Genomic DNA, 18,106 nt, shown 5'->3' on the forward strand with positions numbered 1-18,106 from the left:
ATATGAATATATCGAAAAAACTTAAAAGTTATTCTTTAATAAGCGGATTGGTTGGAATTGGTATTCTTGGATCAGTTAGCTTTGCAATTAATAAAGAAGTTAGTAACAAAAATAATACTCAACTATTTAATCAAGCTAGAACTGTTAATGCTAACAGCATTAATCTTAATCAAATAGGTAATAGCAACTCTTTATTTAATTCTGTTCTAAAAGATGATAATGATAATTTTATAACATCATCTAAAACATCTATTATTAAATTGGATAGTTTTACTAAGCCTATGTATGGTTTAGATTTATCTGATGATTTTTCTGGATATGAAATAAAACAAATTGTAGCTGATTATACAACTAGTAAAAATAGATTTGACGGAAAACAAAATAGAGTTTATTATGCTCTTTTAGTGAATGAAAATGTTAATATTCATGTAAAAAGAGTTGGGAGCGGATTAGAAACAAGAAGTACCACTAGATTAGGTTCTAAAAATGATAACACGAAATTAGCAATTGGTGGTGTTGATAATCCTGCTCATGTAATAAGAATTGTTGATGATGGAACTAAATTTACTTTCAAAAAAGATACAGAAGGTGAAATTGTTAATGATTTCATTTTAGACGCTCCATTATTACCTAAAAACCTATCTTCTGACTGATACAACTTATACATCCAAAGAGATATTCTTCCTAATGATGTAAATGTAGTTACACTACCTACTCCTGTCGGTAGAGTTAGTGGTTCTAATGAATCTGACGGAATGTTTGATTTCGGTAATGGTGTTGTTACTCAAACAAAACCTAATCCCCCTACTTCTCAGAGCGGAAAAAAAGATTTTGATGATAGTATTAAAAAGAAAATCAAAACTTCATTTCAATTAGATGAAAAATTTATCTATCCTCAATGAACTGGTAATGAAGAAAATAAACAAATTACTAGAGCTAGTAATTTTAATTCTGATACTTATTGAAATTTTAATTTTCCTGATGCTCCCAATGTTGCGTTAAAAGAAGATTCTGTTAATGTATTTTCAAGACTTTATTTAAATTCTGTTAATTCATTATCTTTTATAGGTGATAGTATTTACATTTTTGGTTCAAGTAAACTACCTTCACTTTGATATTATTCATTCCCTACGAAGCTTACAGATTTAAATGATTTAAATCTTGTAAAAACTAATGATTCTGAAGCGTCATCTACAGACAATGGAATGCTTGAAAATACTAATACTCTAAAAACATATAGGAGTTTTGGTATAGATCAAAAACCAAGTTCTAATAATAAAATTGATGAAACTAATTGATCTAATCCTAATGTTATAGAAGGAAGAATATATTCTGATTATAGATTAGGTATTAGCGATGAAATTAATAAAAATAATGCTAATGCATTTATAAACGGATCAATCGGTGGTGTATCATTCACGTCAACTGGTTCTAGTGTTATTTTAAGAGCTTCATATAATAACGAGAAAAAACCAGATGGTAACTTTCAACCATACCTATATGTTTTCGGTTATCAAAACTTCCAGCAGACAAGAAGTGACATGAGACACTGAAATGGAACTTATAAATTAGTAAATGTTGGTGATTACGATTTTATAAATGCTGCTAGAGTCGGAACAGAAACTGATGGTTTAAAAGATAAAACTCTTAAGTTTAGAATGTTAGGAGGTTTTTTAAATGAGGATGATGCAAGAAGTCTTTCTAAGATTCCTTATATAAAAGATGATTCTTCTGGTGATAGAACGATTTTCAAAAGTGGTTATTCAGACAACAACTATGAGTATGACCAATCAATTTTAGGATATGATGGTATTAGAAATAATTTAGATGTAGGTCTTAAAGCTACAAGTTTTGTGAGTTTAAATAGACCGGATGCTAATGGCTTAGAATCTGTTGCTGCTGTTACATATTTAAGAGCTCAAATTGGATTAGCTAAGTCTTCTAGTGCAATTACTCCTTTCGGAAACAATCACCAAATTATATCTACAAACCCAATTGATACGTTCTCTTCTATAAAGAATATTAAAAGTATTATTCCCGGTGAAGAATTATGATACTTCCTATTCACTGACGACGCTAATAAATCTAGTATCTATACATTAAAACTTCCCGAATCTAGCAATCCTGATTTATCAAGTTCATTTAGTCCTACAAGTTTAGTTGCTGAAAAACAAATTAATTTAGTTTTACCTTTATTAAAAGATTCATTATATACAATTGATAGCTCAGGTAATGTTTCTTTATATTCAAGTAGTCAAGGTTCTCCGAGTGACTTTGTTAAGAGTCAAAGCTTCAACTCTAACCTAGAAGAAATTGCTTTCTCTGGATCTGGTTCTACATATACTTCTGATTTCTGAGGGACGATTGAATTTAAACCTGCTCAATATCTAATTGAAAACGGATTTACGAATAGTGTTGCTAAAGACTTTGTTACTAACGAAAGTTTCTTAAACAGTTTAGTGAACTTTACTCCAGCTAATGCTGGTACCAACTACAGAGTAATAGTTGATCCAGATGGTGATTTAACTAACCAAAAATTACCCATCAAAGTTCAAATTCAATACCTGGATGGTAAATATTACGATGCTAAATTAAAAAACAAGGGTTACGTATCTTTCTCTTATAACAACTTCGCATCATTACCTTCTTGAGTATTACCTACTGCTATTGGTAGTACATTAGGTATCCTTGCTATTATGATTATCTTAGGTTTATCAATCGGTATTCCGATGAGAGCTCAAAGAAAATTACAAGACAAAGGGTTCAAAACAACATTCAAAAAAGTTGATACATTGACTTCAGCTGTTGGTTCAGTTTACAAAAAGATTATTTCACAAACTGCTAATGTTAAGAAAAAACCTGCTGCTTTAGGTGCTGCTAAAACTCCAGCTAAACCAGGTGAAAAACCTGCTGCTCCAAAACCAGCGGGCGCTGCTCCAGCTAAGCCTGCAGGACCAGCTAAACCATCAGGACCAGCTAAACCTTCTGCTCCTAAACCTGCCGCTCCTAAAAAATAAATAAGTTAATTATTTATTAAATAAAACCCCCTCCAAATAAGGTAATCTTACCTATTATAAGAGGGGTTGTTTTATTAAAATATAGATAGTTCAATATCAAAACAACATTTAAATTGATAAAATAAGAATACCTATTATTTTGATATAAAACCGCATATAAGCTTTATTAAATATTAATAAAGCTTAAAACTAAACAATAATAATAGATTATTAGTAATTTAAAGATAATGTTTAAAAAACGATTTAAAAAATATTTTATCCTTTTTATTATCTTACTAATAACTGCTATTAGTTTAGTGTTTCTTGGGTTGTTTAATTACAATTCAAGAAACACTAACCTAGTAAAACAATCAGCTAGTCTAGTAGAAGATAACCAAACTAATCAAATAATTAAAAACAACTCTTTAAGTAAAATTAGATGAAATGCTAATGCTAATTTTTCATCATCACCTACTAGTGATGGTGGTTTATTAGCACTTAGTTTTGATGGTGGATTAGAACGTATTGATAGTTTTGGTTACTTAAAATGAAAATTCAATTTAAATGATTTTAATAGAATAGCACTAACAGATAGCAAAAACAATTTAGTATATAGTGGTGATAAATTAGTACTAAGACGTCAAGATGATCTTTTTATTAATAGTATTTATAGAAAGATTGTGGCAGAAGCTATTCAATCTAAAGAAGATCAATCAATTTATTATGTTTTGCTTGTAAGCGAACAAATACTAAATAATGATGTTAAAAGTCAGTTATTTAGCTTTCAAGAATTATCAACAGATGTAACACTTCAAGGAACAATTTTAAAAATAAAAGAAGATTTAAATCATATTAGTAATCCAATCGGTATTATTGATTATGTGAATATTCCACCTAGCGCTTTAATCGATAATTATCCATCTAGTTGAAAATCTAATACACCAACCATCTATGGAATTAATGGATCATTCAAAAAAGAAGATCATCCTTCTTGATTTAGTGCTAATTCTAACTTTATATCATTACCTTGATTACAATATATTACCAATTTAGCTAACTTATATGAATACAAAAATGATGTATTCATATTTGGAGGGAATGGTAACTGAATTAATGATGATCAAAAAGATCGTAAAGAGGCTTCTAAATATTTATCAATAGGAGTTTTTAGAGCAAGATTTTATAATAATTACTCTGAAAGACCTACTGTTACAGGTTATCCTTATGCTTATTTACTAAGTTCATTAACTGCTGTTAATCCAGATACGCAAAGAGTTTTATTAGGTCAAAATAAAAACTATACATTAGTGCCTAGAATAGCAGTAGCAGGAGTGAAACCTGGTTTAAACAATAATAAGAATTATATCTTCTTATTCGGAAGTGTTACCACAGGATTAAGTGCTGATGATAATTCTAATGAAGTAGTTTTAAACAAACAAAACTATGAACCTAATAAATTAGCAACATTAAATTCATTAAGTTCTATTCCGTTAAGTGCTAATAATGCTCAAAAAAATTCTGTTGGACCTAAAGTATTAGCTGGATTCTTTTTTAATTTATCTGATCTAGCTAAACTTGATAATAAGATTGATGAATCGAATGTTGATAGAACTTATTATCTTAATCAAAACTCATATGGTTTTAGATTAATAGCTCCTTGAACAACTGAAACAGCTCAACCTAATATAGACGCTTTAAATATTGCATCAGATAATAAATCAGTTGAAGGAACATTGCATAATTTAACTGTTCGTCATGGGTTTAATGAAAATGATGTTGGAGGATTAATTATCCTTGATGATAATAGTTATGCAGTTCAAGTTGGTCCATATATTTTAGAAATTGATGGACCTTCTGCAATATCAATTAAACCAAGTAAATTTAATTTTTTATATCGTTTATCAAATCAAGATTTTATTGATTACGACATAAATGGACCGTTAAATTTTACACCTATCTTTAACTTCAAGGATTTTAGAGGAATTAAAGTAGTTAATTCTAACGAAAATTATTTATTTAGCTTATTTGCTCCTGATTCAACAACTGCTACTAATCCGAAATTTTATTATTCTAGTTTTAGTGATCAAAAAAATAAGAACGTTAACTTCAATTCAAGATCAATAAAAAAATCTAATGGCTTATTGCAATTTAATAGTTCAGATGCATTATATTTACAAAACGAAGATTATTCTTATAATATCTACTCTTTAAGTGCTAACAATATTCAAAATAACGGAATAATTAATCCAATAGCTCAAAGAGTTAAATTCTTAGGTAGTGGTGAGTTTATTTCGACTAGAAGTATTAATTTAAGTCAAACAAATCTAGCAGATTTGTTTGATATAAAAAATGATGAAGTAATCTTAAAAAATGATTTAATTAAAAATGTTTATGAATACTTTCCGTCAAATAAAGATAAAGAATACAAACTTAAATTAAAGGTGGTGGATTTAGATTATGAACAATCTAAATTTAAATTAGTTCCTTATGTTTATAGTGATATAACTAAACAATACGAAATTATTCCTAATAAATCAGATTACTTAAATAGTGATAATAGCTTTGGTAATTTTAACGGATTCTTGGGAATTGATCAGGTTTATTTATATATGGGAATATTTATTCCACTATTAATATTGATTATTGGAATGGTTTCAATGACTATAGTTGGTTTATCTTTAATTAAAGAACGTAGATCATTGCTAAAATCATTTAAAACTAATACTTTAAAAATGGATGGTTTAGTTTTATCGATTGGTTCTGTATTTAAGTCGTTGATTCATTCTTCTAGACATTTTAAACGCTTATCCGCTAAAGAAAAAGCTGATGATGAACATAAGCAACAATTTAAAATGTTAAATGGTAAAACTAAAAAAATAGACAATAATATAATTAATAAGCAAAAAGATAAAATAAAGCAAGATAATAGCACTAATTCACGTGTTAATTTTGCTAAAATGCGTGAATATAAACAAAAGACTAAAATGGTCATAAATGAATAATATAAATTATTAATGAAGCAGTTATCAAAAAGATTTACTAAACTAAATAAAAGTAACCTAATTAAGATTTTAGTTAGTATCTTTTTTGTTATCTTCATTAGCTTAGGTTTAACTAAAATCTTTATTAGTAATAACCAAAATAATAATCAAATACAAGCAACTAATTTAAATAACAAAACTGCTTTAGTTGAACAGAATAATTCATATGACGATCTAAAAACAACTAATAATACTTATGTGCAAAATAGTAAGAATGATTATTTTGCATTAACTCAAACAGGTGTTAAAAAACTGGATGTTTTTGGGAATGTTTATTATAGCTATAACTACGGAAAAGATTTTATTAATTATCAAACAGTGGATTTTGTAGCTAATAATCTCAAATCAGATTATTACTATTTGTTAATTAAAAATCCAATAGTTAATATCACAGGTAATAACTTATCGACAATAAGCATTAGTTCTCCTGCTTATGTTTTAGAACTAAAAGATGAAAATAACTCTTTAAAGATCATCAAGAAGTTTCAACTAAATCCTTATCGTTTTTCAAGGGATTTAGCTAGTTTATTTATTAAAGTAGGTTTTGAACCAAAATTATCTAAAAATCCGACCAATGATGAAATTATTAACAATAAAAACTATGCGTTAGGTTTATTAGATAGACCTACGAATAGTTCAATTCTTAATAATATCTCTTATTATTACTACAACTCAATTAGTAGATTAGCATTTATCAATAATCGTTTAGCAGTATTTGGTAGCAATGATATTGTTAGTTTGTGGTTCTATTTATTTGATGTAAATAAAACAGATGATAATGTTCTAGATAATAATAAAAACTTAATTAATATATATCCACGATTATTTGCTACTACCAATCTAAACTGAAGTTTAGGTAATTATAATAATTCTGAGCACACCAAAACTACTCAGTTTGTAGTTAACAATATTAAGTTATATACTCCTGCTTATTTTATTACGGGAATCAATGTTATTAAACAAAAATTAATTGATCAGAATAATCCAGAAAATCAAAACCAAACTTCAATCTATTCTTTACATTTAGGTTTAATCCCTGCTCCAATTATTAAGATCAATGAGACTAACCATAAGTTTAGTCACATTATTAGTTCTACATACTATAGTAGTACTAATACCAATTACTCTAATATCTTTATTAGTGGTGCTATTTCGCAATCTAAAGTAGTTGAAATAACCAACAACTTTAGTACAGTTAACGAATTTTTTTCAGCTAGTTATAGCATCAAACTATATACTAATGTATTAAATAAACCTGATCAAGCTAACACATTAAGTCAATACGCTTATCACTATTCGGTTCAAGAAGATCAATCTGATAATAAAATTAATGGTTATCCTAATCTTATTGGGATCTTAATCTTAAGATCGCAAATTATTGGTTTTATCTTTTCTGGAGATACATATACTTTACATACAGATAGCATATATAACCTATTAGACGATGAAACGTCTATGTCAGGATTTGATTACATTACTAATATCATATTATACAAAGCTATATGATGAATTAGTTTTTATAATCCAACCACATCTACAACCTGAGTTAATCAAATTAATACGAATATAAGTATAACCAACGATGAAGTATTGTTAATTAACTATTCTGAGATTTACAGAACCACTAAAAGTGGTTTAGCTTTCTTGATTTTTGTATTAAACGATAATGCTTTTTATCTTTTTAGAGATCTTGATAATTTAATTGAATCAGATTTAATTTATCTAGATCAAGCTAATCAAAAATACATTAAGGCAGACTTCTTTAACAATGGGGTTCCGGTATTTGACAATAAGCCTGATTCTAAAGGTTCTAGTCTATGAGGGACAGTTAATTTTAAACCCGCATCATATTTAGTTGAACAAAAACTAAACACGATGAATGCTTATGATATTGTTAATAATGATTTTATTATTAACAAATTGTACGATTACCAACCAGGAAAAATTAATTGGGCACCAAGAGTTGTAACTAATGTAATTAACGATAATAAATTTGTTATCAGTTTTGAATTCCCTTATTTTGATGGTAATTATTATAAAACTGATCAGATCTTAAAAAATCTAGAGTTCCCTAGTTTTGAATACAATAATTTAAAAGCTAGTCCAGTTTATTTAGTGCCTACAATTGTTTTATCAATAATTGTAAGCGTGATCTTGTTATTAGCATTTATCTTCTTGATTATTATGCAAATCTTGAAAACCAAGAAGGTATCATTACAATTATTTACTAATGCAAACAACAAGATCGACAAATTAAATGATTCGGTTAATATCATTTACCAAAAGATTGAAACCAAGTTATACAACCCGCAAACAGATCGTAATAGATTGACAGGTAAATTTAATAAACCTAACGATCATTTAAATATTGGTAATAACCAAACAAGAATGATTAATAATAATCAAAGAATTATTAATCAACCATTCCAAAGACCTAATAATTACAATCATTTTAACAATCCACAATTCTTTAACCAAAGACAAAATCCAACTAGAGGATACTATCCACCTAACAACCAACAAGCTTTTAATCAAGCAAGTAGAATGAATCACACAACAGCTCATGGTTTTAGAAACAATCCTCCAAGGTCTAACCAAGGGTTTAATAACCAAACAAGACAAGTAAACAATACTTCTTTTTATCAAGCTGATAAGACTAGAAAGATAAATTAGTGATATTAATCGATAACCCCTATTAAAATAGGGGTTATTTTTTATTGTTAGGACTAGCAATATTTTTTTGTCTTTAATATACTTATCGTAATTATTTAGAATAATAAAGATGAATAAAAACAAAAACGTTCCACAGATAAGATTTAAGGGATTTAGTGAGGGGTGGAACATTAGCAAGATAAAAAAGCTCGTTGATTATAGAGTATCGAAATTACTCATTTCGAATGCAAAATCATTTGGTAAATATGAATTATTTGATACTACTAAAAAAAATAGGTTATACAAATTATTCTTTTATAAAAAATAGTTATATTTCAATAGTAAAAGACGGTAGTGAATGTGGTCGTGTTAGATTAATGCAACCTTATACTTATTTTACATGTACATTAGGTGGGTTAATTCCTAAAAATAAATTTGATGTAAGTTTCCTATTTGCTCGTTTATCTATATTAAACTTTAGTTCATTAATATCAGGTGAAGTTATTCGACATATTTATTTTAATGAATATGGAGAAATAGATATACAAGTTCCTGATGTAAAAGAACAAGTAAAAATTGGTGAATTATTTCTTAAATTAGATAAGTTAATCGAATTATTGAAACAAAAACACGCCAAACTAGGTTTTATAAAAGAATCATTAATTAATAAAATGTATTGTTAATTGTGTCTGACCTCTAAAAAACGAAAGTTTTTGGAGGTCAGTTTTTATATCTAAATACAATTATGTATTTAAAAAAAGAGAGTATGAAGGTACCCCGAATAACAAACTTTTTGGAGGTATTTTTTCATGGTCAAGACTAGCTATATTTTTTTGTCTTTAATATACTTATCGTAATTATTTAAATCGATGAAGATGAATAAAAATAAAAACATTCCAGAGATAAGATTTAAAGGATTTGATGAGGGGTGAAAAAGTAGTCAATTAAAAGAGTTGGTAAGCTACTTAGGATTAGGTAGAACGCCATTAATTAGCAATAAATCGTATTACGGTGGTAGAATTCCGTTTTTAAAAATTTCTGATATCAATAACAATGGTTGCTTTATTAATAAAACTGAAAAGAAAATAACGCAACTAGCATTAGACTGTAATGTTGCTAAATTTTACCCTAAAGGAACTATTAGTTTGGTCACAACTTTTTCGTATGGGGAAGTGGTGATTATGAACATGGATTGCGCAACTTCGGAAGCGTTTTATAATATAGGATTTAAATCGAATACATTAAGAGATTTTATTTTTTGAGAACTTAAATGAATTCATCAATCAAATTATTGAAACAAACTTGTTTTAGTTGGAGTTCAGCCGTACATAAATCTAGATATAGTTAAGGGTGTAACTGTTTCACTAACATCTGATGATGAAATGAAAAAGATTGGTAATCTTTTATTTTCATTTGAAAATCTCCTTGAATCAACTAAGTCTAAAATATCTAAATTAGAGAATTGCAAGGAAGCATTATTAAGTAATATGTTTCCTAAAACTAATCAAAACAAACCTGATATAAGATTTAATGGGTTTGATAAAGATTGAAAAATATTTGCTATTAACGATATATTCAAGATAACTCAGGGTTATGTCCTTAACGAAAAGCAAGTATCTCAAGTTTGCAGTGGTTTGAATCCTTACCCTGTTTACTCATCAAAAACTCTAAATAATGGTTTATTTGGTTTTTATAAAGAATTCTTATATCAAGATGCTATTACTTGAACCACTGTTGGTTACGCCGGAACGGTAAGATACAGACAAGGGAAATTTTATTGCACTGACGTTTGTGGAGTTTTATTAAAGAAAACTATGAAACCAGATTGAATGATTTCTGAAGTCTTAAACAAAGTTACACCTAATCATGTAATACAAGGTACCCGTCCGCAATTATCGAATTATGTAATGGCTGAGATTGAAGTAAAATTACCAACAGAGGAAAAAGAAAGAGAAAAAATATCTGACATTTTCTCGAAGATTGATAATTTAATAAACTTATTAAAACAAAAAGAAAGCAAACTAAATCTTGTAAAAGAGAATTTACTTAATAAAATGTTTTGTTAATAGTTTTTTAGATTCAATAAAAGATTAGTATATAACAAAAACTACACTTTTATTAAAGGGATAATTGATCTTAAAAATATGATTCAGTTATTCTTTTTTTATTACTAAATTAATATTGTTTTTAAATAAAATAAACTAGTCGATTTAAGTGGTAAAAAAGCAATAAAATTTAATCAATCTATAACTAACAAAATATCAAAAATAAGCGGTAAATTTAACCTATTTTTAATAAAAATTACTTAAAAACATAACTTAAAATAATCAACATAAAATTAACTAACAACAACACCTTAATTACTAACCATACCTAACCTAAATTAACTAAGAAAACCAAAACAATTTCTAGATCTATAAACTAATCAAACCAAACAAACATAACCCCTAACCAAACTCACATCATTCTTCTACCAACTACCCCAACCAAACAAAAATAAGAGAAGTAAATTTATATTTACTTCTTTTTTTTATAATATTACAAACCAAGGTCTGGTTAGTTTACTAACCATATCTAGATAAGATAATAAGTATTAATATTAATAAATGAACACTAAGGAAATAAAAGCTGTTAGGGGTACTATTGATTGGTTTGATGAAGATATGATTTTATTTAGTGCTATCACTAATAAAATCATAGAAATAGCTAACCAATATGCTTATGAAAGAATTAAAACTCCTGTGTTTGAACATGCGGAGTTATTTAATCGCAACCTAGAACATTCTGATATCGTTAAAAAAGAACTTTACCAATTCAATGATTTATCTCAACGCTTACTAGCCTTACGCCCAGAAGGTACTGCAAGTGTTATGAGAGCAATTAATGAACATAAGTTGCTAGATAAAAAAGCGTTACCACTAAAGCTTTTTTATCTAGAACCAATGTTTCGTTATGAACGCCCTCAAAAAGGACGAATGCGCGAATTCCATCAGTTTGGTATTGAACTAGTAGGTGATTTAGATTCTAGTGATTATTTGCAAACAATTCTGTTTGCAAATAAAATTCTTAATACTTTTAAGCTTAAATGTGTTTTAAACATTAATTGAATCGGAAACTTTGATTCAAGACAAAAATGAGTTGATCATTTAAATGAATACTTTAAACAATATTACGATCAACTAACAGAATTATCCCAATCAAGATTGGGATCATATGGTGTGTTAAGAATTCTAGATGATAAGCTAGAATCCACCAAAGACTTTGTTAAGAACGCACCAGGTATAGAACAATTCATCTCGCAAGAAGAACAACAATACTTTAAGAACTTCTTAAACCAATTAGATCAATTAAATATTAAATATGTTGTTAATAAACAATTAGTAAGAGGGTTGGATTATTATTCTGAAGTGGTGTTTGAATTTATTCTTGATAACCAAGATAAATCCCAAAGTACTTTATTAGCTGGTGGGTGTTATCAAACCCTAGTTAAAGAACTAACCGATAAAGATCATCAAGCAATCGGATTTGCTTTAAGTATTGAACGGTTTATCTGTTATTTAGATGAAGAAATTAAAAATAATTTATTCCTTCAAGCAAAAAAAGACATATATTTAGTAATCAACCTTGAAGAGGATAAATTAATAGATACAATAAAATTAACCGAACAACTAAGAGATAAACAATTAAATGTCTTTTTTAATCCAAGATTAAAAAAGTTAGACAAAGCAATTAAATACGCCCTAAGAGCTAAGTACTCTCATCTGATTATATTGGGTTATAATGAATGGCAACAAAATACCGTTACGATTAAAAACCTAGATAACCAAGAACAACAAACAATTAAACTAGAGGACTTTATTAAGTAGTATGCAACCATTAGATTTTACTAACCGTAAACCGATTATTGAATTAAAAAACAATGATTTACTTAACCAACCAACAATGATTGTTGGTTGAGTTAAAAATATCCGTAAGCTAGGGAATTTCAATTTTATTGAAATTGCTGATAAATCAGGATTAATCCAGTTATTAGATAAGAAAAATGAGTACGCTAGTTTATCACGTGAAGATCTAGTTTTAGTTGAAGGACTACTTCAACTAAAAAAAGATCCTAACAAGAATCTAGAACTAGGTGATCGTGAAGTGTTAATTAATAAATTAACAATTATTTCTAAATCTAAAACACCTCCGTTTATTATTGAAGATGAAACTGATGCTTTAGAAGAAGTTAGATTAAAATATCGTTATCTAGATCTAAGAAGACCAGTGTTACAAAGAAATATGAAACTACGTTCAGATTTCTTTTTAATCGTACGTAACTTCTTAGCTTCAATGAACTTTACTGAGATTGAAACACCAATCTTATCTAAAACAACTCCTGAAGGTGCTAGAGACTATGTTGTACCTTCTAGATGTGGCCCTAATATGTTCTATGCTCTACCTCAATCAGCACAGATCTATAAACAATTATTAATGATCAGTGGGTTTGAACGTTATTTCCAAATCTCAAGATGTTTTAGAGATGAAGACTTAAGAAAAGACCGTCAACCTGAACATGTTCAAATCGATATGGAAGTTTCATTTATGAGCAAAGAAGAATTCTTTGCTCTAATTGAAAAGATGTTTGTTCATGTTTTTGATAAGTTAATGAATATTAAGATCGAACCAAACTTCATACGCATGAAGTTTGATGATGCGATGAATCTTTATGGTACTGATAAACCAGACTTAAGATTTGGGTGTGAATTGACTGATGTATCTAAAGCATTTAAAGAACACAAGTTTGAAGTTTTCAAGAACTTTGCGAATAAAAACTTATTAAAAGCAATTGTTCTAGATGATATCTTAATATCATCTAAAGAACACAAAGTTCTAGAAAAATACGCTAAGGACAACCACGCTAAAGCATTAAGTTGATTTAGTTATGAAAATAACGAAATCATCGATGGTTCAATTAAACGCTTTATTGACCAACAAGATCTAACTAACCTAGGATTAAACGACAAAAAAGGAACGATCTTCTTTGTTGGGGATGATAGTCTTGAAGTGATCAACAAATCCCTTGGTGCTGTTAGAACACAATTAAATGAGATCTATCAATTAGCAAATGAAGATGAATACAAGTTCTTATGAATTGTTGATTGACCATTATATGAATGAGATGAAAAAGAAAACAAATACGTTTCAGCTCATAACTTATTTACTTCACCAGATCCTTCTTGTATTGATACTTTCAATGAAGATAAGAAGAATGCAAGAGCTTCTTCTTATGACTTAGTACTAAATGGTTTTGAACTAGGTAGTGGTGCGATTCGTATTACCAATCCAAAACTCCAAGAAGAAGTCATGGAATCATTAGGATTATCTAAAGATGAAGCTTATGATAAATTTGGTTTCTTATTAGATGCTTATCAATATGGCGCTCCCCAACACTGTGGAATTGGTTTAGGTTCTGATCGTATTCTTATGATCTTAACTAAGTCGAAATCAATTCGTGATATTATTGCTTTCCCTAAGAACAACCAAGGGTTTGATTTGATGAACAATTCACCATCAGAAGCGATTAATGAACAATTCTTAAATGAACTTTATTTATCAATCAAAAATAAGTAAAATATTATATTGTAATGGATTTTCAATCAGTCAACGCTCGTCTTGAAGATTTTAAAGAAATCTTAGTAAAGAATAACTATTCTGAAAGCAGTATTAAAAAATTTATTGCTGCTTTTGAATTCGCGAAATTTTGACACGGCGAACAGAAGCGTAAAAGTGGTGAACCATATATTATCCATCCGCTTGAAACTGCCATTAAGTTAGCAGAATGAAAAATGGATGATAATACAATTATCGCTGGTTTGCTGCATGACTTATTAGAAGATACACCTGTAGATAAACGGTTGATTTCATCAACGTTTAATAATGATGTTTTAGAACTAGTTAGGGTTGTTACTAAAATTTCCTCTGAAGCTAAAAGAAACCGTGAAAGCGCAGGAAGTTTTAATCCTCATAAAAATGAATTAGATTACACAATCCGTGTATTTAGTTCAATTTCAAAAGATATCCGCCCAATTATTATTAAGATAGCTGATCGGTTTCATAACTTATCAACAATTAATTTTTTACGACCTGATCGTCAAAAAATTATTGCACAAGAAACATTTGATACTTATGCTCAGATTGCTGGAAGATTGGGTATGTATTGGATTAAAACCCAATTACTAGATCTAACATTTCAGATAATTAACCCAACAGCTTTTGATAACACTTTATCATTAATCAATGTTCATAAATTAATTAATGAAACTAAATGAAAAAACTTTGAACAACAAATCAGAAAAATATTAGATGGTAGCCATCTATCTTATGAGCTTACTTCAAGAATCAAAAGTGTTTATTCAACTTATCAAAAACTTAATTATCGGCATAATATTAAGAATATTCATGATATTTATGCGTTAAGAGTTATTGTTGAAAATGAATTTGAAGCTTACCATGTACTAGGGTTAGTTCATCTTAACTATAAATATGTTCCAGGATTATTTAAGGACTACATATGTGCTCCTAAAAATAATTTATACCAATCGATTCATACAACTGTATTAGTTGATGGTGCTCAAATCGAAGTTCAGATAAGAACTAAAAGCATGGATCGCAACTCGCACTTAGGGTTAGCATCACATTGAGCTTATAAACTTAATCAAGATATCAGTCAAACTGATGAATACAAAACAGAAGTTTTAAATCGTTTTCAAGTCGATATTTTTAACGAGAAAAAAGCACAAGACTTGAGTTTAATAAAAGATTTAACCAAAGGATCTTTAATTGATGTTTTGGTATCTAACAATAATAAAAGTTATTCGTTGCCATCATCAATTACCGCGCTTGAGTTAGCTTATCGTGTTAATCCTGAAGAATTTATTTTTTTAGATAAAATTACTTGTTCAAACGACATTATTTCATTTGATAAGAAACTTGATGATGGGGATGTTGTTAGTTTTGAATATAGCAGCGAAGTTAAGATTAGTGAAAGCTGATTAAAATCTATCAAGAACCCTGCAATTAAAAAAGAAATCATAGCAATTATCGAACAAATTAATAGTTATGAAGAGACTGAAGCACAGTTCTTGGCTAAACTAAGAAAAATTTTGAAAAAGAATGTAATTTCATCGTCTGATATTGTTAAGAGAGTACAAATTCTTGGATTTAATGATCTTAGTGAATATATTAAATATGTAAGTAAGATTAATTTCAAGAACAACGAACAGTATGAGTTTTTTTCTAAAAACTATAATTGAAAAAAGACTTTAAAGCAACTAAAAATCAACCGACCTAAATGATTATTCCAAAACTCTTATTTTAAAGAGATTCCTGGGATTGATTTTGCTAGTATTAAAATTAGTAAGTGTTGTTCGATCTTACCTTATATTCCTTCGGCTGGTTTGATTCAAAAAAATATTCTTAATGTTCACTCTCCAAATTGTAAGAATATTAAAAAGCTTAATAATGAAAAAATCATAGCGCTAAATTGGAATGATGAAAAATTAGAGTCCAAACCAAGGTTGTTTAGAAGTTATGTTAAAGTTCATGGTGCTTGAAGTGGTAATGTTATTAATGATATTTTAATGGTAATTATTAATAACAACGCTAAGATTTTTTCATTAAGTATCACCAAAGATAAGAAAAACAATACTTTCTTTGCTGATCTTGGGATATATGTCCAGAATATGAAACATTTAAATTTCATTATGGATGAAATTACATTAAAAGATATGTCATTCAATTGGAAGTTATTATAAAAACTATTAGATTATGAGAAAAACTAAATATATATTTGTTTCTGGAGGAGTTTATTCTTCTGTTGGTAAAGGATTAATCATAGCATCGATTGCTAGTATTTTTAAACATCAAAATTACAAGATTAATGTTTTAAAACTTGACCCTTATTTAAATGTTGATTCAGGCACAATGTCTCCATATGAACATGGTGAAGTGTTTGTTACATCTGATGGAGCTGAAACAGATTTAGATCTAGGTTATTATGAAAGATTTTTAGTACAAAATTTAAGTGAAAAATCTTCAGTGACATCTGGTAAAGTTTATTTTAGCGTAATTAACAAAGAACGTAAAGGTGAATATTTAGGCAAAACAGTTCAATTAATTCCACATGTAACCAATGAAATTAAAAAACGCATTTATGATGCTTCTAATAACGGAGAATATGATTTAGTTTTCTGTGAAATCGGTGGTACAGTTGGTGATCTTGAGTCATTACCTTTTATTGAGGCGATTAAACAAATTATCCGTGAAAATGATAAACAAACAACTGCTTTTATCCATGTTGTGCCGATTATCAGTTTATCTAATAGCGAATCTAAAACAAAACCATTACAACATTCACTAAAAGAATTAAACAATCTTGGTATTAACCCAGATTTTTTAGTTGTTCGATCTAAAACTGCTTTTGATCAAACTATTAAAAATAAGATCGCTAATTCCACTTATTTAGATGTTGATCATATCTTTAGTTCAATCGATCTTGATAATGTCTATTTCTTACCTCATTACTTATATAATCAAAAAATCCACGAAAAGATTGCCAGCAAATTGCAAATCCAAATCAATTTAAACCAACAACTAGATGCATGAAATGATCTAGTTGATAAGATTAATAATAAAAATAATCTTACTAAGAAGTTAGCTATCATTGGTAAATACACTAAGTTTCAAGATGCTTATGCTTCATTAATTGAGTCGATTAATTTAGCTGGCTATCACAATAATGTAAAACTTGATATCGAATGAATTGAATCTTCTAAATTTGATGATTCCAACCTTGATGAGGTTACAGCTAAGATTAAACAATATGATGGAGTAGTTGTTGCTGGTGGGTTTGGTAATCGCGGTGTTGAAGGGAAAATTAAATTTATTCAGGCTGCAAGAATTAATAAAATTCCTTTTTTAGGAATCTGTCTAGGCATGCAATTAGCATGTGTTGAATACGCAAGAAATGTTCTTGGTCTTGAAAATGCTAATTCTAGAGAATTTGATTCAAATACTCAATATCCAATATTTAAATTAATGGAACAAAACAACGATAATATCGGAGGTAGCTTAAGATTAGGTGATTATGAAGTAAGTTTTCAAGATAATACTCTAATTAAATCAATTTATCAATCGGATAAATTGAAAAGACGGCATCGTCATCGATATGAATTTAACAATGATTATCTAGATAAATTTAATGATAATAACTTTGTTATTTCGGGGGTTTATCAAGAGAAAAATCTTGTGGAAACGATTGAAATTAAGGATCACCCTTTCTTTATTGGTTGTCAATATCATCCAGAATTTTCTTCTAAAATTACTCACGCTGAGGCATTGTTTGATTGCCTAGTTAAAAAAATGAAAATGTTATAA

Annotated in this window: 9 protein-coding genes; all 9 read left to right on the forward strand. The window is 28.2% G+C overall.

Features of this window, described 5'->3' with window-relative positions; all coding sequences use genetic code 4:
• Positions 1–2 precede the first annotated feature (2 nt).
• The 9 genes from NMG77_RS00875 to NMG77_RS00915 all read left to right on the forward strand — a co-directional run bounded on the left by NMG77_RS00875 (position 3) and on the right by NMG77_RS00915 (position 18,106).
• Entirely contained in the window at positions 3–3,017 is a 3,015-nt protein-coding gene (locus NMG77_RS00875; protein ID WP_255045934.1) for a cytadherence protein A, read from the forward strand.
• A gap of 227 nt (positions 3,018–3,244) precedes the next feature.
• The gene (locus NMG77_RS00880) at positions 3,245–5,998 is read left to right on the forward strand and encodes a cytadherence protein B (RefSeq protein ID WP_255045936.1); all 2,754 of its coding nucleotides are present in this window, start codon (positions 3,245–3,247) and stop codon (positions 5,996–5,998) included.
• Between the two features lie 12 nt (positions 5,999–6,010).
• The gene (locus NMG77_RS00885) at positions 6,011–8,710 is read left to right on the forward strand and encodes a cytadherence protein C (RefSeq protein ID WP_255045938.1); all 2,700 of its coding nucleotides are present in this window, start codon (positions 6,011–6,013) and stop codon (positions 8,708–8,710) included.
• A 245-nt stretch (positions 8,711–8,955) separates the two neighbouring features.
• Positions 8,956–9,372: a restriction endonuclease subunit S gene (locus NMG77_RS00890; protein ID WP_255045939.1), complete on the forward strand. Its 417-nt coding sequence runs from the start codon at positions 8,956–8,958 to the stop codon at positions 9,370–9,372.
• Between the two features lie 192 nt (positions 9,373–9,564).
• A complete protein-coding gene (locus NMG77_RS00895) occupies positions 9,565–10,755 on the forward strand; it encodes a restriction endonuclease subunit S (protein WP_255045940.1) in 1,191 nt (396 codons plus the stop codon).
• 540 nt (positions 10,756–11,295) lie between these two features.
• Positions 11,296–12,555 (forward strand): histidine--tRNA ligase, encoded by a 1,260-nt coding sequence (hisS, locus tag NMG77_RS00900; RefSeq protein ID WP_255045941.1) that lies wholly within the window; start codon positions 11,296–11,298, stop codon positions 12,553–12,555.
• A 1-nt stretch (position 12,556) separates the two neighbouring features.
• Entirely contained in the window at positions 12,557–14,302 is a 1,746-nt protein-coding gene (gene aspS / locus NMG77_RS00905) for an aspartate--tRNA ligase (protein WP_255045942.1), read from the forward strand.
• Between the two features lie 14 nt (positions 14,303–14,316).
• On the forward strand, positions 14,317–16,485 hold the full coding sequence (locus NMG77_RS00910; protein WP_255045943.1) for a RelA/SpoT family protein: 2,169 nt from the start codon (positions 14,317–14,319) through the stop codon (positions 16,483–16,485).
• Between the two features lie 13 nt (positions 16,486–16,498).
• Entirely contained in the window at positions 16,499–18,106 is a 1,608-nt protein-coding gene (locus NMG77_RS00915) for a CTP synthase (protein ID WP_255034833.1), read from the forward strand.

Origin of the sequence: Mycoplasma bradburyae (assembly GCF_024339025.1) — a bacterium.
In the GTDB taxonomy this organism is placed as follows: Bacteria; Bacillota_I; Bacilli_A; order Mycoplasmatales; family Mycoplasmoidaceae; genus Mycoplasmoides; species Mycoplasmoides bradburyae.